Origin of the sequence: Kitasatospora sp. NPDC094015 (assembly GCF_040304075.1) — a bacterium.
GTDB lineage: Bacteria > Actinomycetota > Actinomycetes > Streptomycetales > Streptomycetaceae > Kitasatospora.
In genome coordinates this window covers 298,014-319,135 of the sequence record NZ_JBEOUL010000004.1, presented here as the reverse complement: position 1 = coordinate 319,135, position 21,122 = coordinate 298,014, and the positions used below count along the sequence as shown (strand labels likewise).

General features: G+C 74.4%; 15 protein-coding genes. 8 read left to right on the top strand and 7 right to left on the bottom strand.

Annotated elements, in window-relative coordinates; all coding sequences use genetic code 11:
• Positions 1-183: 183 nt before the first annotated feature.
• The 7 genes from ABT014_RS07630 to ABT014_RS07600 all read right to left on the bottom strand — a co-directional run bounded on the left by ABT014_RS07630 (position 184) and on the right by ABT014_RS07600 (position 11,823).
• The gene (locus tag ABT014_RS07630) at positions 184-6,336 is read right to left on the bottom strand and encodes a DUF5979 domain-containing protein (protein ID WP_350637725.1); all 6,153 of its coding nucleotides are present in this window, start codon (positions 6,334-6,336) and stop codon (positions 184-186) included.
• Positions 6,337-6,543: 207 nt separating this feature from the next.
• A complete protein-coding gene (locus ABT014_RS07625; protein WP_350637724.1) occupies positions 6,544-7,209 on the bottom strand; it encodes an NAD(P)-dependent oxidoreductase in 666 nt (221 codons plus the stop codon).
• Positions 7,206-8,198 (bottom strand): sigma-70 family RNA polymerase sigma factor, encoded by a 993-nt coding sequence (locus ABT014_RS07620; protein ID WP_350637723.1) that lies wholly within the window; start codon positions 8,196-8,198, stop codon positions 7,206-7,208. Before ABT014_RS07620 ends, ABT014_RS07625 begins: the two co-directional genes overlap by 4 nt.
• Positions 8,199-8,290: 92 nt before the next feature.
• Positions 8,291-9,370, bottom strand: a complete 1,080-nt coding sequence (locus tag ABT014_RS07615; protein ID WP_350637722.1) for a hypothetical protein — start codon at positions 9,368-9,370, stop codon at positions 8,291-8,293.
• Between the two features lie 133 nt (positions 9,371-9,503).
• Entirely contained in the window at positions 9,504-9,860 is a 357-nt protein-coding gene (locus tag ABT014_RS07610; protein ID WP_350637721.1) for a hypothetical protein, read from the bottom strand.
• 128 nt (positions 9,861-9,988) lie between these two features.
• The gene (locus ABT014_RS07605) at positions 9,989-11,341 is read right to left on the bottom strand and encodes an FAD-binding oxidoreductase (protein WP_350637720.1); all 1,353 of its coding nucleotides are present in this window, start codon (positions 11,339-11,341) and stop codon (positions 9,989-9,991) included.
• 101 nt (positions 11,342-11,442) lie between these two features.
• Positions 11,443-11,823, bottom strand: a complete 381-nt coding sequence (locus ABT014_RS07600) for a VOC family protein (protein ID WP_350637719.1) — start codon at positions 11,821-11,823, stop codon at positions 11,443-11,445.
• A 135-nt stretch (positions 11,824-11,958) separates the two neighbouring features.
• Between ABT014_RS07600 and ABT014_RS07595 the strand changes: the two genes are divergently transcribed.
• The 8 genes from ABT014_RS07595 to ABT014_RS07560 all read left to right on the top strand — a co-directional run bounded on the left by ABT014_RS07595 (position 11,959) and on the right by ABT014_RS07560 (position 21,096).
• The gene (locus ABT014_RS07595) at positions 11,959-12,621 is read left to right on the top strand and encodes a TetR/AcrR family transcriptional regulator (protein ID WP_350637718.1); all 663 of its coding nucleotides are present in this window, start codon (positions 11,959-11,961) and stop codon (positions 12,619-12,621) included.
• 13 nt (positions 12,622-12,634) lie between these two features.
• Positions 12,635-13,087, top strand: a complete 453-nt coding sequence (locus ABT014_RS07590) for a GNAT family N-acetyltransferase (RefSeq protein WP_350637717.1) — start codon at positions 12,635-12,637, stop codon at positions 13,085-13,087.
• A gap of 96 nt (positions 13,088-13,183) precedes the next feature.
• The gene (locus tag ABT014_RS07585; protein WP_350637716.1) at positions 13,184-13,729 is read left to right on the top strand and encodes an SRPBCC family protein; all 546 of its coding nucleotides are present in this window, start codon (positions 13,184-13,186) and stop codon (positions 13,727-13,729) included.
• 32 nt (positions 13,730-13,761) lie between these two features.
• Positions 13,762-15,336, top strand: a complete 1,575-nt coding sequence (locus ABT014_RS07580; RefSeq protein WP_350637715.1) for a class I adenylate-forming enzyme family protein — start codon at positions 13,762-13,764, stop codon at positions 15,334-15,336.
• A gap of 18 nt (positions 15,337-15,354) precedes the next feature.
• Positions 15,355-16,572: an FAD-dependent oxidoreductase gene (locus ABT014_RS07575; RefSeq protein ID WP_350637714.1), complete on the top strand. Its 1,218-nt coding sequence runs from the start codon at positions 15,355-15,357 to the stop codon at positions 16,570-16,572.
• Positions 16,569-18,539, top strand: a complete 1,971-nt coding sequence (locus ABT014_RS07570; RefSeq protein WP_350637713.1) for an FAD/NAD(P)-binding protein — start codon at positions 16,569-16,571, stop codon at positions 18,537-18,539. The genes ABT014_RS07575 and ABT014_RS07570 overlap by 4 nt, the downstream gene beginning before the upstream one ends.
• Entirely contained in the window at positions 18,536-19,960 is a 1,425-nt protein-coding gene (locus ABT014_RS07565) for a nitrosuccinate lyase (protein WP_502894887.1), read from the top strand. Before ABT014_RS07570 ends, ABT014_RS07565 begins: the two co-directional genes overlap by 4 nt.
• A 164-nt stretch (positions 19,961-20,124) precedes the next feature.
• Positions 20,125-21,096, top strand: a complete 972-nt coding sequence (locus ABT014_RS07560; protein WP_350637711.1) for a hypothetical protein — start codon at positions 20,125-20,127, stop codon at positions 21,094-21,096.
• Positions 21,097-21,122 lie beyond the last annotated feature (26 nt).

Below are 21,122 nucleotides of genomic sequence, written 5' to 3'. Positions count from 1 at the left end.
GGCTGCAGGTACGCAGCGCTCGGCCGAGTGATCGTATAACCATGAAACTTCGCTGGCGAACACGAATTCGCCGTACCCCGGGCACGCCCGCCTCATGACCGCGCGCGACCGCCCCCGGAGCAGCGATCGCTCCGGGGGCGGTGGCGCGCGGACCGGCGGCGTGCGCCGCCGTCACGGCCCGAACTAGTGGCGCCTCCTGCGGCCCTGGGCCCGGGTCAGGGCGAGGCCTGCGGTGAGCACCGCCACCGCGAGGGCCGCCAGCAGGGCGGGCGGGACCCGCAGACCGGTGTCGGGCATCGGCCGCGGGTTCGGCGGCCGGGTCGGGTGCGGGCCCGGCGTCGTCCAACTCGGCGAAGGCGAAGACGAGGGCGAGGGCGACGGACTCGGCGAGGGCGACGGCGACGGGAACTCGTTGGTGACCGTCACCCCCGCCTGCGCACCCCCCTGCTCCCCGAGCTGGACGACCCCGGCCGGCGTCCCCGGATCGGTGTCCTCCACCGTGACCTTGGCCTCCGCCGCCGGGTCGACCTCGGTGACGGTGCAGCGCACCCCGGCGGGCACCGCGATGGTGCGGCTGCCGCCGGCGTCCAGGGTGAAGCGGGCGTCCGCGGCGGCCAGCGGGACCGGCAGCTCGGTGCCGTCCGAGTCCCGGGCGACGCAGCGGACCTCGAAGGTGTAGGGCCCGGTGCCCTGGCCGACCACCTGCTTGGTGACGGTCAGCCGGCCGCTCCCGAAGGTGTTGACCGCGGTGATGGTGACCGCCTGGTCGGTGCCGATCACCACGGCGGTCTGCGGCGACCCGTGGTCCACCGTGCTGCTGGTGGCACCGCCGTCCTTGGACTCGGTGGCCCAGCAGCGCGCCCCGGTCGGCAGCGGGAAGCCGAGGTCGTCGACCGCCCGCTCGCCGGGGCCGTCCAGGGTGTACGGGCGGCGGTCGACCAGGGTGGTGGTGGCGCCGCCGCCGAGGTCCGCCACGCAGGACAGCAGCAGGGTGTAGCTGCGGCCGCCGGTGAGCGCCGCGCCGTCGCCGGTGACCTGCTTGACCAGCCGCAGCGTGCCGGCGGTGAAGGTGTTGACCGCGGTGATGGTGATCTCGGGGGCGTCCGTGGTCACCGTGACCGCCTCGGTCGCGCTGCCGTGGTCGACGCTCGCGCCGGAGGCTCCGGCCCGGTCGAGCTCCTCGGCCCAGCAGCGGGCGCCGATCGGCAGGTCGGGGATGCGGACCCGGTCACCGGCCTTCAGCTGGTAGCGCTGGCGGACCACCAGGGCCACGGCGGGCGAGCCGCCGTCCCCTTCGGTGTCCCGCACGCAGGTGACCCGGAAGGTGAAGACCGCGTCCCGGACGTACGGGGCGTCCGCCGGGGCGCCGGTGACCTGCTTGACCAGGCTCAGCGCACCGGTCGAGAAGGTGTTGGTGAAGTCCACCTGGACGGTGTCCTGCTGGTCCGGGCCGGGCCGGACGGTGACCGGGCCGACCGGCGGGGGCGTGTGGTCCGCACCGGCCGGGTCCACCTCGGTGACGGTGCACACCGCGCCCGCGGGCAGGTCGTCGACCGAGCCGGTCAGGTCGGGGGCCTTGAGCGCGAGGGTGCGCACCACCACGTCGGCCTTGCCGTTGAAGGAGCAGGCGATCCGGAACCGGAAGGTGCGGTCGGCGAAGGCCGCGCCGTTGCCGTCGAGCTTCTTGACGATCCGCAGCGAGCCGGTCGGGAAGTCGTTGGCGACGGTGAGGCTGGCCGTCCGGCCCGGTACCGAGTCGACGACCGCGGTGCCCTGGTCGCCGCCGGCCGAGTCGGTGGCGGTCACGGTGACGGTGGTCGCCCCGCCGGTGCCGGGCTCGGTGGCGGTGCACCGCGCGCCGACCGGGAGGCCGTCGAGCGACTGCGTGCCGGCGCCCTGGAAGACCACGTCCTTGGGGAAGCCGGCGAGCTGCTGCCCCTGCAGGGAGCAGTCCACCCGGACGGTGAACGGGCCGCCGCCGACCTCGGCGGCCGCGGCGCCGGTGACGGTCTTGCGGATCTGCAGACCCGCCAGGCGGTACTCGTTGGTGATCGTCAGGAGCTGGCCGTCCTCGCCGGCCGCGGCCGGGGTGATGACGGTCTCCAGGGCGTTGGCCTCACCGAAGTTGGGGCTGCCGGCGCCGGCGGCGTCGGTCTCCCAGACCTTGCAGGTCGCGCCGGCGGGCACCGCGGTCAGCTTGAACGGGTCGGCCGGGTCGAACTGCGCGCTGCCCTCGCGGACGGTCCGCGGGGTGCCGCCCTCGGGGGTGACGGTGCAGCGGTAGGCGAGGGTGTACGGGCCGGCCTTCACCCCGTCGGGCAGGTTGGTGACGGCCTTGTCGACGCGCAGGTTGCCGAACCGCAGGCCGATCCCGACCTTGGGGGGTTCGGTGACCGGGAGGTCCTCGGCGGTGCCGTTGTGGACCACGGTCTCGGAGTGCGCGAAGGAGTTCCAGGCGATCGCCGGGTCGTGCGGCTGCTGGAGGTCGACCGGCGAGGCCATCGGCAGCCGGACGAAGACCTCGGCGCCCGCGGCGAGCAGCGGGTCGAAGTCGATGCCGAGCTCGACCGCGGTGGCGTCGGCGGTGTAGCCGGGCTGCCAGTTGCCGGGTGCGCAGGTGCGGCTGGGGGTCGCGATGGTGGTGCCGCACGGGCTCGGGACGGTGGAGTAGCTGGTGGTCATGGTGCCCTGGCCGCTCAGCTCGGGCGCCGCGGCCAGGGTCGGCCGGGGTGCCCACTCGGTGCCGCGCTGCTGCCCGCCGAGCAGCACGCCGGTGTCGCCCTGGTACGGGAGGACGTCGAGCAGGCGCATCCGGCGGACGGGCTCGGTGCCGGTGTTGGTGGCCCGGATCAGGAACTCGAACTTCTGCCCGGGTCGGATCAGCGCGGTGCAGGGGTAGCGGGTGTAGGTGCGGCCGTCCCGGGTGAGCTGCGGGCAGCCGGGTGAGTCGAGCGGGACGTAGCTGCCGCTCACCGAGTTGTAGAGGCCGAGGGCCGGTTCGCCGCTGACCCACTTGGTGGCCTCGAAGGCGGTGCCGGCCAGGGTGGTGACCTCGGCCAGCGAGGTGCAGTAGGTGCCCGGACCGAACCGGGTGGTGTCGTCGACGGCCCGGCCCTCGCGGTCGGTGCCGGGCAGGCAGTCCAGGTCGGGGATCGGGGTGGAGCCGGCTCCGGCGACGTTCTGGATCACCGAGTCGCCGGGGACGCCGGGGGCGAGCCGGACCTGGAAGAGGATCTTCAGTTCGGCGCCGGGCAGCAGCGGCCGGTCGGGGAAGCGCCAGACCACCTTGGTGATCAGCCCGGTGGCGTCGCGCTGCGGCTCGAACACCGGGACCGGCACGGGGTCGGTGCCGGGCCCGGTCGCGGTGATCCGGTACGGCAGGCCCGCGTCGCCGGCGAAGGTCTCGTCGAAGCGCAGCAGGTCGGGGACGGGGTCGGCGACCACCAGTCCGGGCACCGGGCCGGTGCCGGTGTTGCGGACGCTGATCGTGAACGGGGCGCTCTCGCCGGGGCCGATCCGGGAGTCCGGGGTCTTGGTGACGGCGATCCGGGCGGTGCCCTGCTGGACGGTCAGGGTGGCGGTGCTGTCGCCGAACGGGAACAGCGTGCCGGACTGCTGGAGGCTGCTCTCGCCGGCGGCCTGGGCGGTGTCGGAGAGCTGGCCGGGGACCTCGGTGGCCGGGGCGGAGCGCAGCGTCGCGCGGGCGGCGACCTTGAGGCAGACGGTGGCCTGCGGGCAGGCGCCGTCGGTCGGGAAGTTCCCGCCGGGGGTGAGGGTGTGGTCGCCGGACGAGCCGGTGAAGGTGAAGCGCAGGCCGCGCACGTCGGCGGCGTCGACGCCGGCGGGCAGGCCGGGGGTGTCGCTGCCGGTGGCGGTGCCCTCGGTCCAGGTCGCGCCGGGGCCGGTGCAGGCGGTGGTGCAGGCGTCCACCCGGACCCGGTCGGCGCCGGGCGGGAAGCTCACGCCGGCGATCCGGAGCAGGTCGGCGGCGTCGAAGAAGGCGGCGTCGTTGTCGGTGACGACCAGCTGCCGCAGGTTGGTGTTGCCGGTGTTCTCGGCGCGGATCTTCAGGTCCACCTCCTGCCGGGGGACCCCGGGCAGGGTGCGGGGGACGGTGGAGGGGGCGAGGCTCTTCTGGATCGAACCGCCGTTGCGGACGGGGTCGGTGACGATGTCGGCGGCGGTGCAGACGGGGTCGCCGACCGGGACGCCGTTCGCGCTGGTCAGCATGCAGTTGCGGACCGTCAGGCCGTCCGGCACGCCGTCGCGGCGGACCACGGTGACGCCGAGGATGAGCCGGCCGTGCGGGGGCAGGTCGCCGTCGACCCGGGCGCGGACGCCGCGGGCGCGGGCCAGCAGGGAGGCGTCGTTCTCGTCGTAGGCGACCCAGGCGGCGGCGTTGGGGTCGTACACCTCCAGCACGACCGGGAGGTCGGCCGGGGAGCGGTAGGTCACCGCGAACGAGGTCAGCCGGGCCAGGTCGAACAGGGTGCCGGTGGCGGTCGGGTCGACCGGGTCGGTGACGGTGGGCCGGACCATCGGGCCGTTGCCCTCGTTGGCGAGGTCCAGGGTGAAGGTGACCGGCTGGCCGGGCGGCAGGTCGTCCTGCGTGACGGTCTTGCTCTGCCGCACGTCGTTGCGCGGGTCCTCGACCGGGAGCGCGGCGCAGGCGGTGGAGGTACCCGCGCCGGCGCCGTCCACCGGGTTGGTGGCGGCGGCGTCGGCGCAGTTGGCCACGCCGTCGGTGACGTCGGCCTCGGTGACCTTGGCGTTCAGCACGCCGTGCAGGGCGAGCGTGGCGGTGGTGCCGGAGGCGATGGTGCCGTGGCCGGCGGCGTCGGTGCCGGTGAAGGTGACCGACACCCGGCTCGGCGGGTTGGCGTCCGGGCAGCCGGTGCCGGGCAGGTCCTGGACGTCCGGCGGCCGGCTGAGGGCGACCCCGGCCGGGGCGCTGCCGTCCCGGCAGGTCACGGTGAGGGTGCCGGCGGTGGCGCCGTCGGGGAAGGTGATCCGCACCGCCCGCAGGTCGACCTTGTCGAACTCGGAGGCGGCGGTGGCGGAGGGTTCGGTCACGGTGAGGCTGGCGACCGGGAACGGCGCGGTGTTGCGGGCGCCGGCGACCATGCTGACCGGGGCGCCGGTGCCGAGCACGGCGCTGCCGTCGGCCTGGTAGTCGCCGTCGGTGTCGGAGAAGAACGACTTGGTGGCCTCGACGGTGGCGATGTTCGGCAGGATGTCGAACTCCGCGCAGGCCTGGTCACCGGTCACGGTGCCGGCCACCGGGTCCTGGGCGGTGGTGGTGGCGCAGTTGTGCACGGTCGTGCGGGTGGTCGGGGCGAGCTGCGCCCCGGTCGAGCGGACCGTGTCGCGCAGCCGTACCGACAGCCGCAGCTGCCCGCCGGTCGGGTCGTACGGGAGGACGGCGCCGGTGGAGCTGGTGAACTCCACCCGGATGCCGGTGACCGCGCCGGCGGCGACGCCGTCCGGCAGCGGGAGGTCGGGGCCGGCGGACTGCGGCCCGGCCTGGTGGTCCGCGTCGGCGCAGGGGGTGCCGACCGGCTTGGTGCACACCAGCACCCTGGCCCGGTCGGCCCCGGCCGGGAAGGTGGCCACGGTGACCGGGGCGACCAGGTCGAAGGCGTCGAAGACCTCGGTGGCGACGTCCTCGGTGGTGAGCCGGGAGACCTGGGCCGAGGTGGAGGAGGCGTTGCGGACGCCGAGGGTGATCGTGCTGACGGCGTCGGACTGGGCGACGGCCGCGCCGTCGGCCCACTGCTTGGTGGTGAGCGGCCGGACCACCCGGGGGATCCGCACGGTCACGTCCGCGCTGTCCTCGGCGCCCGGGGCGTTGTCGGCGTCGATGGTCGCGGTGTTCTTGATCACCGCACCGTCCTGGAGCGGGGTCTCCTGCGGCACCCGCATGCCGATGACCAGGTTGCGGCTGGCGCCGGCGGGCAGGCCGGTGCTGCCGGCCGGGGCGGGCGGGCTGGACAGCGGCTCGGCGAAGGTGATGACCAGCCGGCGGGTGGCCTGGTCGTAGTCGACCGTCCGGGTGTCGGTGCTCTGCGGCAGTGAGGTCACGTCGAACTCGGCGGGCAGGACGTCCTCGATCACCGCGCCGATGCAGGAGGTGGTGAGCGAGGAGCAGCTCGCGGTGAGCTCGTAGGTGAAGACGCCGCCGGGTTCGATGGGCATGGTCGCGTCGGTGACCCGTTTGCGGATCGCGACCACGGCGTCGTCGCCGGCCCGGACGGCGGCCGGCGCGGCCTTCGCCGCCCGGGCGGGCGCCCCTTCGGCCGCGGGCAGGGCGACCAGCCCCGCCAGAACGGTCAGCACGGCAGCCAGACAGCTGCCGCTCACTCTCCGGCGAACCGGCATAAGGGACCTCACGGAGGATCGTCGGAACACAGTGCGTAACCAAGTGGTCACATCATGTGACAACTGACGATCTTTTATGCCGCAATCATCCGATCGGCCGCCGTCCGGGGCAGAACTGACCGGGCGTCGGACTGACGCCCGGTCAGCTTCGGGGGCGAGTGGTGGTCAGTAGGCGATGCCCAGCACCTGCCCGACGGTCTCCGGACGGTCCAGCACCTGGAGCATCAGGTGGGCGACGTCGGCGCGCGAGACGCTGGTGCCGCCGCGCAGGTTGCGCCCGTGGGCCGTCCGGTAGTCGCCGGTGAGCGGCTTGTCGGTGAGGCGCGGCGGGCGCACCACCGTCCACTCCAGGGCGCTGTCGCGCAGCACGTCCTCCATCCGGGCCAGGTCGGCGTAGTGGCCGCGCAGCGCGGCCTTGGTCAGCGGCGCCAGCAGGTGCCGCATGGCGAAGCCGTCGCCCGGGTCGTGCCGCGGCGGGGCCGGCCGGCCGGGCGAGGGCACGGTGCCGACCGGCGCGGCGCTGACCACCACGATCCGGCGGACCCCGGTGGCCGCCATCGCCGCCGCCATCGCGGCGGTGCCCCGCCAGGCCACCCCGGCGTCCGAGCGCGAGCGCGCGCCGAGGCCGGAGAGCACGGCGTCGGCCCCGGTGACCGCGGCCCGCAGGGCGTCCGGGTCGGCGGCGGCCAGATCGGCCCGGACGGTACGCACCCGGGCCGCCAGCGCGTCCGGGTTGCGCACCACCGCCGTGACCTCGTGGCCGGCGGCCTGGGCCTGCTCCACGATCCGGCGTCCGATGCCGCCGGTCGCGGCGAAGACGGTGATCCTCATCTGCTGCTCCTGTTCCGGTCCGTCCGGCCGGGTCGGCCGAGGTGGGCGAGCTTGTCGGGGTTGGTCACGAAGTAGACGCCGAGCACCTGCTCGCCGTCCGGGGTGAGTTCGACGGCCAGCACGCCGAACGGGTGGTCGCCGTCGGCCAGCACCACGCTGGGGCCGCCGTTGAGCTGCCGGTAGTGGATGTCGAGGCCGCCGGGGGCCCGGCCCGGCGCGGCGGCGAGCAGACGGGCGACCTTCTCCCGGCCGTGCACCGGCCGCGGACCGGCGGCGGTGGCCTTGCCGCCGCCGTCGGCCCACATCGTGACGTCCGGCGCCAGCAGTCGGAGCAGTGCGGGCAGGTCGCCGCCGGACACCGCGGCGACGAACCGCTCGGTGACCTGGCGGCGCAGCACCGGGTCGGTGCGGTAGCGCGGACGGCGGGCCCGGACGTGCTCGCGGGCGCGGTGGGCGAGCTGGCGGACGGCCGCCGGGCTGCGGTCGAGGATCCGCGCGGTGTCGGTGTGCGGGTAGCCGAACACCTCGTGCAGCACGAAGACCGCGCGCTCCAGCGGGGTGAGCGTCTCCAGCACGACGAGCAGGGCGATCGAGACGGACTCGATGCGCTCGGCAGTGGCGTCGGCGCCGCCCTGCTCCGGGGTGGCGACCGGTTCCGGCAGCCAGGGGCCGAGGTAGGTCTCGCGCCGGCGGCTGATCGCGGCCTGCCGGCCGAGCGCCTTGTTCACGGCGATCCGCACCAGGTAGGCCTTCGGGCTGCGGACCGGCTCGCCGCCGGTGGCGCCCGCCGCCCAGGCGAGCCAGGTCTCCTGGAGCACGTCCTCGGTGTCGGCGACGCTGCCGAGCATGGAGTAGACGATCGAGAAGAGCAGCTCGCGGTGGTCGACGTAGATCCCGGTGCGGTCCTCCCCGGTGCCGGGGCCGCCGTCCCCACCGGCGTCCGGGCCGCCGTCGCCCCCGGCGGTGTGCTGCGGTGTGCTGTCGGACATCTCTCCGGCCTCCTGTCGCGGTTGCCACATGAGAGCGGTCCGGGGGGCCGGAGTGTGACAGCCGCGCCGGGCGCGCGGTCAGGGCGTGCGGGTCACTGCATCCCGTTGCGCCGGAACGGCAGGTACGGGGAGCCGCTGCGGGCCTCCTCGCCGGCGCTGCCCGGGAAGTACGGGTACGGGATGACCTGGGAGACGGTGCCCTGGGAGCCGTTGTCCTCCAGGCCGATGTAGCGGGTGTGCGCGGCGTCCGCCCAGCCGCCGAACAGCACGGTGTGGCCGCCGGCGATCAGCGCGTCGCCCGGCTGGAGGTCGTCCTTGCCGATCCGGTGGGCGACGTCGCCCTTCATCAGGCCCCAGGTGTTGAGGCCGGGCCCGGGCAGGCCCCAGGCGGCCGAGACGAAGCCCGAGCAGTCGTCGCGGTAGCCGTTGGTGAAGGCGGACTGGCTGTAGCCGATCCGGTGGTTGATCCGCTCCAGGGCGCGGTCCACGGCGTCCTTGCGCTCCTTGGACAGGCCCTCGGTCTTGGGTTCGGCCTTCACCCCGGCGCCGGTGGTGGTGTGGTGCTTGCCCGGTGACCAGGCGTCCCAGTTGCCGGTGGTCTTCCAGTCGCCGGTGCCGTGGCCCTGCGGGTAGTCGTCGCGGCCGCCCGAGGAGCCCCCGTCGCCACCGTTGCCGCCGCTGCCGCCGGGTGACTTGGGCTGCTGGTGGCCGCCGGTGCCGCCGCTGCCGCCCTTGGAGCCGCCCGCGCCGTCGATGCCGGTCTGCGGGCCGCCCTGGCCGGGGGACTTCGGCTGGTCGCCGCCGCCCTTGAGCTTCTTCTTGAGCTCTTCCTCGATCTTCTGCTCGATGCCCTGGTACTCGGCGATGACCTGCTTGATCTTCTCGACGTCGCCGGCCAGTTCCTTGGTGAGCGTCTCCTTGGTCTGCTGGAGGTGCTCGGCGCGGTCCTTGATGTCCCCGACGTCCCGGATCAGCTGGCCGGTCACCATGGCGAAGCCGGGGATCCCGGCGAACTGGCTGGACGCCAGGTCGGTGGCGGCGGCCTTGGCGATGGTCGCCTTGATGTGGCCGAGCTTGCCGCTCAGCTCCTCCATCCGCTGCTGGAGCTTCTGCCAATCCTGTTGGATCCTGCCGAGTTCCTGCAGCTGCACCATGAACTGCTCGCTGCCCATAGGCCCGTGTCCCCCTGCTCTGGTCTGTGACTGGCGATTGCGGTGCGCGCGGCGCGATCGGTGTGCGTGGCGCGATCGGGTGCGCGACGGTGCGGCCGGCTGCCCCGTAGCCGCCGGCCGGTGGACCGGCGGATCAGTAGACGTCGGCCAGGCGCTCGATCGACGTGCCGAGGCCGTCCAGCTCGTCGGCCACCCCGGACAGCTCGCGGACCCGGCCCTGGGCGTGCGCGACGAAGGCGTCCGCGGCGGCGCCGTGCCAGGTCAGCTTGCCGAGTGCGGCGCCGACCTCCTGCCCCAGCTGGTCGACCTCCTTGCCGAGCGCCTCCAGCTCGGCGGCGATCCGCTTGAGCTCGGCGTCGGCGTCCCCGAACATCTTGCCGAGCGCCCAGTGGGCGATCTCGGCGGGCGCCATGACGATGTCCTTGCCGACCTCGAGAGCGGCGCCGCCGAGGTCCTTGACGTCGTCCCACAGCTCGCCTGCGAAGTTCACGGTCAGCCCCCCACAGGAATAAGTAGTACTGCCAGATGGTCCGTCAAATGCTAGCCAAGCACCGGCCGCCGACAAGACGGCGCCCCCGCCCGGTTCTCCCGGACGGGGGCGCCTTCACGGCCACCGGATCAACGCTCGCCGGCGGGCGGGATGTTGTAGTTCACCCGGAACAGGTTGCCCGGGTCGTACACGGCCTTCAGGTCGGCCAGCCGCCGGTAGTCCTCGGCCGGGTAGCAGGCCCGGACCAGGTCGGCGGCGGTGTCGTCGATGCCGAGGAAGTTCACGAACGCGCCGCCGGTGCTCCAGGGGGCGAGCTTGTCGTGCAGCGCGGCATGCACCTCGCGGACGGTCGCCAGCGGGGCCAGCTCCAGCAGGAAGGTGGAGAACAGCATGTACCCGGCGTCCCGGCCGCCGACCGCGTTCGCCACCCGGGGGCTCCGGGCGTACGCCCCGCCGTGGTGGCGCACCTCCAGGATGACCGGCGCCCCGGCGGCCGGACCGGCCAGCTCCAGCAGCAGGTCGACGGCGTCCGCGTCCAGCTCGCGCAGGGCGGTGTTGCGGTCGTAGGCCGCCACCGGCATCGGCGGCTCGTGGTGGATCGAACCGACCTCCTGGTACGGCAGCTCGCGCAGGCTGTCGATCAGGGTCGGCCCGAGCTCGCGCAGCGGGCGGACCCAGCGCTCGCCCTCCGCCCGCTCGCCGCACCAGGCGATCCGCACGTGCGCCACGAAGCGCCCGCGCAGCGGCTCCGGCAGCACCGGCAGGTCCGGGTAGCGGATCAGCTGGATCGAGGAGGACATCTCCTCGGGCACCGTCCTGGTCCAGGCCGCCCAACCGTGCAGCGCGGCGGCCGCCGACTCGGCCGGGAAGTACAGGCCACCGCCGAACAGGCCGGTCAGCGGCACCAGGTCGATCTCCATCGCGGTGACCACGCCGAAGTTGTCCTTGCCGCCGCGCAGCGCCCAGAACAGGTCCGGCTCGCGCTCGGCGTCGACCGCGCGCAGCTGCCCGTCCGCGGTCACCAGGTCCAGGCCGCGGACGTGGTCGGCCGCGTAACCGTACCGGCGGCCGATCAGCCCGATGCCGCCGCCCAGGGTGTAGCCGACCGCGCCGACCTCGGGGTTGGAGCCGCTGAGCGGGGCCAGGCCGTGCTCGGCGGCTGCGGCGATCACCTCGTGCCAGCGCACGCCCGCCTCGAACCACGCGGTGCGGGCCGCCGGATCGATCCGCAGGCCCTTCATCCGGGCGGTGCTGATCACCAGCTGGCCGTCGGTGGGCACCGAGACGCCGTGCCCGGTGGCCTGGACGGCGACCCCCAGGCCGGCCTCGGCCGCGTACCGGACGGCGGCGGCCACGTCGGCCGCGCCGGTGGCGCCGACCACCAGGGCCGGCCGGTGGTCGAGGGCGAGGTTGTAGCCCCGCCGCTCGGCGTCGTATCCCTCGTCACCCGGCCGGAACACCGGCCCCGCAATCCCGATCATGTCCTCGACGCTAACCGCCGCCGGCCCCGAGGGCCGGAGAGTGCCGGACGGTCTGTCAGGTCGGGGCCGGGGACGGGGCCGGGCGGCCGCTAGGGTGCCGTTCAGCCGATCTCGTACGGCCGGGTCATCACCTCGAGGCTGTGACCGCTCGGGTCCCGGAAGTACACGCCGCGGCCGCCGTGCCAGTGGTTGATCCGGCCCGGCTCGCGGTAGAACGGGTCGGCGAAGATGGGCAGTCCGCGTTCCTGGACCCGGGCGAAGATCTGGTCGAACTCCTCCTCCTCGACCAGGAAGGCGTAGTGCTGCGCGGTGAACTCCCCGTCCTCGCGGAGCACGTCCAGGGACACCTCGTTGCTCATCTGCACGACCAGGAAAGGGCCGTAGGACTTGGGCTCCGGGAGCCCGAAGATGCCGGTCAGGAGGTCCGCCGTGGCGCGGGGGTCGTGCGCCAGCACGATGGTGTGGTTCAGCTGGATGGCCATGATGCCTCTTCCCTTCGGTTGAACCGATCGTCCGAGCTTCCTGACCGACGGTAGAACTTCTACCGAGCTTTAAGTCAAGTGTGAAGTAAACTACACGATGCAGTGCAATCCGCCGGACCGTGGAGAGGGACATCGATGGCCGCCAACACCAAGCCGCTGGAGGCTCCGGCGCACCGGGGCCTGCCCGAGAAGCGCCAGGCCATCGTGCGGGCGGCCCGGACGGTCTTCGGCCGGGAGGGCTTCACCCGCACCAGCGTCGACGTGATCGCGGCCGAGGCAGGGGTGTCCAAGCGGACCATCTACAACCACTTCACCGACAAGGAGCAGCTGTTCCAGGAGGTGATCCTGGCCGGGGCCAGCGAGGTGACCACCGCTCAGGTGGAGATCGCCGACCGGCACCTGCGCAAGATCGTCGCGCTGCAGCAGGACCTGGTGGACTTCGCCCTGGACCGGGTGGCCTCGCTGACCGCGTTCGCCGACCACTGGGCGCTGGTGCGCACCATCGAGGCCGAGGCGCCCCGGATCCGGCCCGCCGTGCTGGAGGCCTGGCAGGAAGCGGGGCCACGCGAGACCCACCGCGAACTGACCCGCCGCTTCGCCGGGTTCGCCGAGCGCGGGCTGCTGGAGGTGGACGACCCGCACCAGGCGGCCGACCACTTCAACCTGCTCACCTTCATCAGCGTGACCCAGCCCTCGTTCTACGGCGCCATCCCGCTGCCGCCGGCCCGGGTCAACGAGATCGTCACCCACGGCGTACGGACCTTCCTGCGCCTCTACCGTCCGGCCGCGGCCGGGTGATCGGAGAGCCCCGATGGCGCTGCGGATGGTGGACGTCGGCCCCGGCGAGCCGGCCCTGACGACCGACGTGGCGCCGCTGATGGCGGCGCTGCGGCCGGGCCTCGGCCCGGCGGCCTTCGCCGCCTTCGCGGCCGAGGCGCACCGGCAGGGGCTGGTGTTCACCGCCGCCTACGACGAGGGCGGGCGCTGCCTGGCGGTGGCCGGGCACCGGGTGCTGGCCACCAGCCGCGGCCGGCTGATGTTCGTCGACGACCTGGTGACCGCACCCGAGGCCCGCTCCACCGGGGTCGGCGGCCGGCTGCTGGCCGAGCTGCGCGAGCGCGCGGCGCGGGCCGGCTGCGTGCGGATCGAGCTGGACTCCGGGGTCACCAACCAGGCGGCGCACCGCTTCTACCACGCCCAGCGGATGACGGTCGGCGCCTTCCACTTCGCGCTGGACCTGCCCGCCGGGCCGGCCGCCGGCTGACGCCCCCGCGGCACTCTGTCAGTTCGGGTGTTCGACTTGACGGACCGTTCGAACGGCCTTTGACCCCCCTCCGCGGCGCTCGCCAGTATTTCGGCCATGGGCGAAAACACTAACGAGAACGCGCCGCTTTTCCAGGTCCGGTCGCAGACCGAGGTCTCCGCGGTGCCGGCCGATGTCTATGCCGTGATCAGCGACCTCCCCCGCAGTGGCGAGTGGAGCCCGGAATGCCTCGGCGGGGAATGGATCTCCGGTGCCCCGGGCGCGGTCGGCGCGGTGTTCCGCGGCGAGAACCTGCGCTCCGAGGAGGTCGTCTCCTGGGCCCCGGTGGTCCGCGGCAAGTGGCACACCCACGCCGAGATCGTCGCCGCCGAACCGGGCCGCACCTTCCGCTGGGCCATGCACGACAGCACCGGCACCCCGCAGGACAGCGTGTGGGCCTTCGACATCGAGCCGGCCGGGCCGGCCGGCAGCGTCCTGGTGCACCACTTCCGGATGGGCGCCGCCACCGAGGGAATTCGCGGGATCACCGCCGAGATGGACGCCGCCGAGAAGCAGAAGTTCTTCACCGACTGGGCCGGAAAGCTGGAGCACGACCTCGCTGAGACGCTCGGCCGGATCAAGCTCGTCATCGAAAAGAACTGATCGATCACTTCTGTGGATGAGAGGGCGGAAAGGTGTTTCTGCAGCGCATAGGTAATCGGGGAATTCGACTGGGGACGCTTTTCGAGCGAGCGGCCGTCAAGCAGGGGTCGAACGTCCTGATCCTCGACCACGACCTGGACATCGCGCCCGGGTTGGGCCGCCGGGCCACCGTGGCCGAGGTCGCCGACCTGATCGACGACTTCGCCTCCCGGCTGTGGGCCGCCAAGGTCCGTCCCGGGCAGCGCGTGGTGGTCTACAAGTCGGACGGTTTCGACATCACCCTGCTGGCCTGCGCGGCGGCCCGGATCGGCGCCGTCCCGGTGCTGCTCTCGCCGAAGCTCGACGGCGACACCGTGGCCGAGCTGGTCCGCCGCACCGACGAGCCGTTCCTGCTCACCGACCAGGCCAAGCTGGAGAACGAACTCCCCGGCTCGGTCTTCGAGTTCGCCGAGAAGGTGCTGCTCACCTCGGGCAGCTACCAGGGCGCCACCGAGCTGGCCGCGCTGGCCGGCGTACCCCGGGTCCCCGCGGTCACCATGCCGGCCGACCACCCCACCCTGATCACCCACACCTCCGGCACCACCGGCACCCCGAAGCTCGCCGTGCACACCGGCCGGACCCTGCAGGCGCGCTACCGCCCGCAGGCGACCGTGGTGAAGCCGCTGATCCCCGGCCGCGAGACGATCGCGATGCACGTCTCCTTCGTGCACTCCCGGCTGATCACCGCGCTGGCGATCTCGCTGTTCCGCGGTTTCCCGATCCTGGTGCTGCGCGAGTCGGACCCGGCGCACGTCGCCGACCTGTTCGCGCAGCTGCGTCCGGGGATCCTGGAGGCGCACCCGAACTCCTTCATGGAGTGGGAGGAACTGGCCGAGGACCCGCGCCGCCCGCTGGCCAACGTCAAGCTGTTCAGCAGCACCTTCGACGCCATCCACCCGCGCACGGTGCAGCGGATGCTGGCCGCCTCCGCCCGCCGCGGCGCCGTCTTCGGCCAGCTGTACGGGCAGAGCGAGATCGGCCCGGCGGTGGTCCGCTCCTTCTCCCGGCGCCGCGGGCAGGACGCCGACGGGCGCTGCGTGGGCGTGCCGTTCCCCGGCTTCACCGAGGTCCGGGTGGTCAGCCGGGACGGCAAGGAGCCGTCCGAGACCAACCCGGGCTACATCGAGGTGCGCAGCGACGGCCGGATCGTCACCTACCTCGGCGAGCAGGCCCGGTACGACGCCCAGGTGAACGACGGCTGGTGGCGGATGGGCGACGTCGGCTACCGCACCAGGTGGGGCTGCGTGCACCTGCTGGACCGCGAGGTGGACCTGATCGAGGGCTTCGGCTCGACGCTCGCCGCCGAGGACACCCTGTTCGCGAAGCTCGACCAGCTGGCCGAGGTCGTGATCATTCCGGGCGAGGACGGCCGGGCCGTCCCGGTGGTGTGCACCAAGGACGACGTACCGCTGGACCTGGCCGCCTGGCAGCAGGCGGTCGCCACGCTGCCGCCGATGGCGGACCCGGTGCAGTGGCGCATCGGGGACCTGCCGCAGACCGCGACCACCAAGATCAAGCGCCTCGAACTGGCCCGGCTGCTCGCCTCCGGCAGCAGCGTGGCCGGCTGACGGGCCGAGGGGACCACGATGTCGAAGGTAGTCATAGTCGGCGGCGGGATCGGCGGCCTTGCCGCGGCGCTGTCGACGGCCCGGCAGGGCCACCGCGTCACGGTGCTGGAGCGCGCCCCGGAGTTCGCCGAGATCGGCGCGGGCATCCAGATCGCCCCGAACGGGATCCACGCGCTGGAGCGCCTGGGCCTCGGGGACGCGGTCCGCGACTCGGCCGTGCACATGGCCGAACTGCGCTTCATGGACGGCGTCACCGGTGAGCACGTGGTCAGCCTGCCGCTCACCGAGGAGTACCGCCGGCGGTTCGGCAACCCGTACGTGGTGGTGCACCGGGCCGAGCTGCACGGGCTGCTGCTGAAGGCCTGCCTGGCCACCGAGGGGGTCGAGCTGATCAGCGACTCGACCGCGGCCGGCTACCGGCAGGACGGCGCGTCCACGACGCTGCTGCTGGCGGACGGCCGGGAGGTCACCGGCGACGCGCTGATCGGCGCGGACGGCATCAACTCCGCGATCCGCCGGCAGCTGGTCGGCGACGGCGGTCCGCGGATATCCGGGATCACCGTCTACCGGGCGATCATCCCGATGGAGCAGGTGCCCGAGGAGCTCGGCGGCCGGACCTCGGTGACCTGGTGGACCGGCCCCGGCTGCCACTTCGTGCACTACCCGATCGCCGGCGGCAAGTACCTCAACCTGGCGGCCAGCAGCGACAACGGCGCGACCGAGGAGCTCGCCGGGGTGCCGGTGGAGAAGGAGTTCGTCCGGCAGCGGTTCGCGCCGCTGGGCGAGGCCGCGCACCGCCTGCTGGAGCTCGGCGAGGGCTGGAGGTCCTGGGTGCTGGTGGACCGCGACCCGGTGGCGGACTGGTGCGACGGGCGGGTCACCCTGCTCGGCGACGCGGCCCACCCGATGCTGCACTACGCGGCGCAGGGCGCCTGCCAGGCGCTGGAGGACGCGGTCCTGCTCGGCGACCTGCTCGACTGCGGGCCGGACGAGTTCCCGCAGCGCTTCGAGAAGTACAACGCCGCCCGGCGCGAGCGGACCGCGAAGGTCCAGCTCACCTCCCGGGAGAGCATCCGGCTGTGGCACCCGGCCGGCGAGCAGGCCCGGTCCCGCAACGCCGCGCTGCGCGCGCTCTCCGCCACCCAGCTGCACGACCAGGTCGCCTGGATGCACGGCGTCCGCGACTTCGGCCAGCGGGCCGACCGGCCCCTCGACCAGATCGGAGCGCAGAAGTGACTGCCAGCCAGACCGAGATCTGCATCATCGGCGCCGGCCCGCGCGGGCTCTCGGTGCTGGAGCGGATCTGCGCCAACGAGCGGCGCTCGCCCTCCCGGCGCGCGGTGACGGTGCACGTGGTGGACCCCTCGGCGCCCGGCGCCGGGCAGGTCTGGCGCACCGACCAGTCCCGCCACCTGCTGATGAACACGGTGGCCTCGCAGATCACCGTGTACACCGACGACAGCGTGCACGTGGACGGGCCGATCGAGCCCGGCCCGACCCTGTACGAGTGGGCGAAGTCGCTGACCGGGGAGTCCGGCCACGACGCGCCGACCCTGGCGGAGGCCGCCGCGCTCGGCCCCAACACCTACCCGACCAGGGCGTTCTACGGCGCCTACCTGCACGACAGCTTCCGCCGGGTGGTGGCCGGCGCCCCCGGGCACGTCACCGTGCGGGTGCACGCCTCGCGCGCCGTCGCGATGGCCGACACCCACGGCATCACCGGCGGCCCGCAGGGCGTACGACTGGAGGACGGCACCCGGCTGAACCGGCTGACCGCGATCGTGCTGGCCCAGGGCCACGTGCCGGCCCGGCTGACCCCGCGCGAGGCCAAGACCGCCAGCCTGGCCCGGATCCACCACCTCACCTACCTGACCCCCGCCAACCCGGCGGACCTGGACGTCGGCGTGGTCGCGCCGGGGCAGGCCGTGCTGGTGCGCGGGCTCGGGCTGAACTTCTTCGACCACATGGCGCTGTTCACGCTGGGCCGCGGCGGGCGCTTCGTCGAGCAGGACGGGCGGCTGGTCTACCGGCCCTCGGGCCTGGAGCCGAAGCTGTACGCGAGCTCGCGGCGCGGCATCCCGTACCACGCCCGCGGCGAGAACGAGAAGGGCGCGTACGGCCGGTACTTCCCCCGGCTGCTCACCGCCGAGCTGATCTCCGGGCTGCGCCGGCGCGCCGAGGACGGCGAGCGGGTGCACTTCGGCACCGACCTGTGGCCGCTGATCGCCCGCGAGGTGGAGAGCGTCTACTACGCCACCCTGCTGGATTCGCTCGGCCGCGGCGCCGAACGGGAGGACTTCACCACCCGCTACCTGGCCGCCGAACGGCCCGAGGACCGGACCGAGGTGCTGGACGGCTTCGACCTGCCCGGCGACGCGCGCTGGGACTGGGAGAGGCTCTCCCGCCCGTACCAGGACCGGCAGTTCGCCGACCGGGCGGACTTCCACGGCTGGCTGCTGGAGTACCTGGCGCAGGACGTCCGGGACGCCAAGGCCGGCAACGTGAGCGGTCCGCTCAAGGCGGCCCTGGACGTGCTGCGCGACCTGCGCAACGAGATCCGGCTCGCGGTCGACCACGGCGGCCTGGAGGGCAACTCCCACCGGGACGACCTGGAGGGCTGGTACACCCCGCTCAACGCCTTCCTGTCGATCGGCCCGCCGGCCTCCCGGATCGAGCAGATGATCGCCCTGGTCGAGGCCGGGGTGCTGGAGCTGACCGGCCCGGCCACCGAGATCCGGATCGACACCGAGCGGCCGGCGTTCGTGGCCCGCTCCCAGGTGGTGCCGAGCGAGCCGGTGCGCGCCACGGTGCTGATCGAGGCCCGGCTGCCCGAGCCCGACCTGCGCCGCACCGACGACCCGCTGCTGCGGCACCTGCTGGACACCGAGCAGTGCACCACGTACCGCATCTCGGCCTCCTGCGGGACGAGTTACGAGACCGGCGGGCTGGCCGTCACCGAGCGCCCGTACCGGCTGCTGGACGCCCGCGGCCGGGCCCACCCGCGCCGGTTCGCGTACGGCATCCCGACCGAGTCGGTGCACTGGGTGACGGCGGCCGGCATCCGGCCGGGCGTCGACTCGGTGACCCTCGGCGACTCGGACGCCATCGCCCGGGCCGTCCTGGCGCTGCCCGAGACGGCCACCGTGCCACCCGCGGTGCGGCCCACCCCGGCCGAGACCGACCTGCTCGGGGTCGTGGTGTGACCGTGGACCTCGATGCCGGCCTGCTCTCCCCGGTGCGGGCCGGCACCCCGGTCGAGGCCGCGGTCGGCGACCGGGCGTGGCTGCAGGCCATGCTCGACGCCGAGGCCGCCCTGGCCCGCGCCCAGGCCCGCCTGGGCACCCTGCCGCAGCACGCCGCCGACACCATCACCGCCACCGCCCGCGCCGACGGTTTCGACCTGCGGGCGCTGGCCCTCGCGGCCCGGGAGAGCGCCAACCCGGTGGTCGGCCTGGTCGCCGCGCTGACCCGCGCGGTCGCCGAGCGCGACCCGGCGGCGGCCGAGTACGTGCACCGCGGCTCGACCAGCCAGGACGTGCTGGACACCGGCGCGATGCTGGTCAGCGCCCGGGCGATCACCCTGATCCGGGCCGACCTGGCCCGTACCGCCGACGCGCTGGCCGCGCTCGCCGCCGAGCACCGGGCCACCCCGATGGCCGGGCGCACCCTGGCGCTGCAGGCCGTCCCCACCACCTTCGGTCTCAAGGCGGCCGGCTGGCGCCGGCTGGTCCTGGAGGCCGACCACCGCCTGGCCGCCCTGCTCGACGGCGGCCTGCCGGTCTCCCTCGGCGGCGCCGCGGGCACCCTCGCCGGGTACCTCGAGTACGCCAAGCTGGACGGGGCCCCCGCCTCGTCCGAGGTCGCCGACCACCCCGAGCGGTTGGTGGCGGCCTTCGCCGAGGAGACCGGCCTCGCGGGGCCGGTGCTCCCCTGGCACGCCCTGCGCACCCCGCTCGCCGACCTCGCGGCCGCGCTCGCCCACACCACGGGCGCGCTCGGCAAGCTCGCCGTCGACGTGCAGACCCTGGCCCGGACCGAGATCGGCGAGCTCAGCGAACCCGCCGGCGCCGGCCGCGGCACCTCCTCGGCGATGCCGCACAAGCGCAACCCGGTGCTGTCCACGCTGATCCGATCCGCCGCGCTCCAGGTCCCCGCCCTGGCCGGCGCGCTCACCCAGTGCCTGGTGACCGAGGACGAACGCTCCGCCGGCGCCTGGCACGCCGAATGGCAGCTGCTGCGCGAGTGCCTGCGGCTGGCCGGCGGCGCCGCGCACACCGCCGCCGAACTCGCCGAGGGCCTGCGCCCGCACCCCGACCGGATGCGCGCCAACCTCGACCTCACCGGCAGCCAGGTCGTCTCCGAGCGGATCTCCGCGGTGCTCGCCCCCCGGCTCGGCAAGACCGCCGCCAAGGAGCTGCTCACCCGGGCCTCGGACACCGCCCGCGCGGCCGGCCGGCCGCTCGCCGCGGTCCTCGCCGAGCTGCCCGAGCTGCACGGCCGCCTGACGCCCGCGCAGCTGGCCGACCTCTGCGACCCGACCACCTACACCGGAGCCGCCGCCGCCCTGACCGACCGTGCCCTGGCCGACCGCTCCTTGGCCGACCGCGGCCCCGCCGGGCCCTGACCGCACCCCTCGACGGTGCCCCCGACCACCCGGTCGGGGGCACCGTCGCGTTCCCGGCCCGGCCCGGCATGCCGCCGGTCGGGGGCCGTACCCGCCCAACGGTGTGCCGGTGGCGCCCGCGGATGGGAGCGTGGTGGCAGCACACACCCGCGGAGACAGGAACGGTGGACGGACCCGTGGACGAATGGGCGCAGGCGATGCGGCTGCTGTTCCCCGGCTCGGAGTTGAGCCCGCCGGACCGGCGGGCCTTCGAGGCCCTGGACTCGGCCGCCGCCGTCGCGGCCGGCCCGCACCCGGCCGTGACGGCCCCCGAGCCCGGCCGGGCGGTGGACCAGGACCGGCTGCCGCCGCCCGGGGCGGACCTGGACGAGCTCTCCCCCGCGGCGCTCGGCATCGTGCCCGAGGTGGTCGAACGGATCCGGCGGATCACCCTGCTGTGCGGGCTGCCGTTCGCCGCGGTGGCCCGCGACCCCGGCCTGTCCCTGATGCCGGAGTACGGGCTGCCCGGCACCGTCGCGTTCGGCTACCACCCCTCGCGCCGGCTGGACGAGGTCACCGGCAGCCTGGAGGGCGAGCTCGGCCCCGCGATGCCGCTGTGGGAGGCCCTGGTGGGCGGGATGGGCCTGCGGCTGCTGCCCGCGCTGCTGCGGGCCGGCGGTCTGGACGTGCGGCCCGGCTGGCCCGGCGGCGAGGAGCTGATCTGGGGGCTGGCCGGGCCGCTGGCGCTGCCCGCGCCGCTCGGGCCCCCGCTGCCGGCCGGCGCGACGGCCCTGGCGGCCGCACCCGGCGCCGCGCCGGCGGTCGATCCCCGGGTGACCGCGCGGGTGCGCCAGCTCGCCCGGCTCTGCACGCTGCCGTTCGCGGGGGAGCCGGACGCCGCCGGGATCCGGCTCGCCCCGGCCCGGGCGCACGGCGACCGGGCGGCCGTCGACTACCTGGCCCCGCGCGCCCTGCGGGACGCCGCGGCGGTCGACCCGGGCGGCGCGGCCGCCACCCTGCTGGCGGTGCTCGAGGAGACCACCGGCGAGCTGCTGCTCGCCCTGCTGGCGGCCGCCGGGCTGGACGTGCGGCGCGACCGGCAGACCCAGGAGCTGGTGGTGCACGGCATCACCGGCCCGCCGCCGCTCTGCCCCTGACCGGCCCCTGACCGGCTCCGGACCTC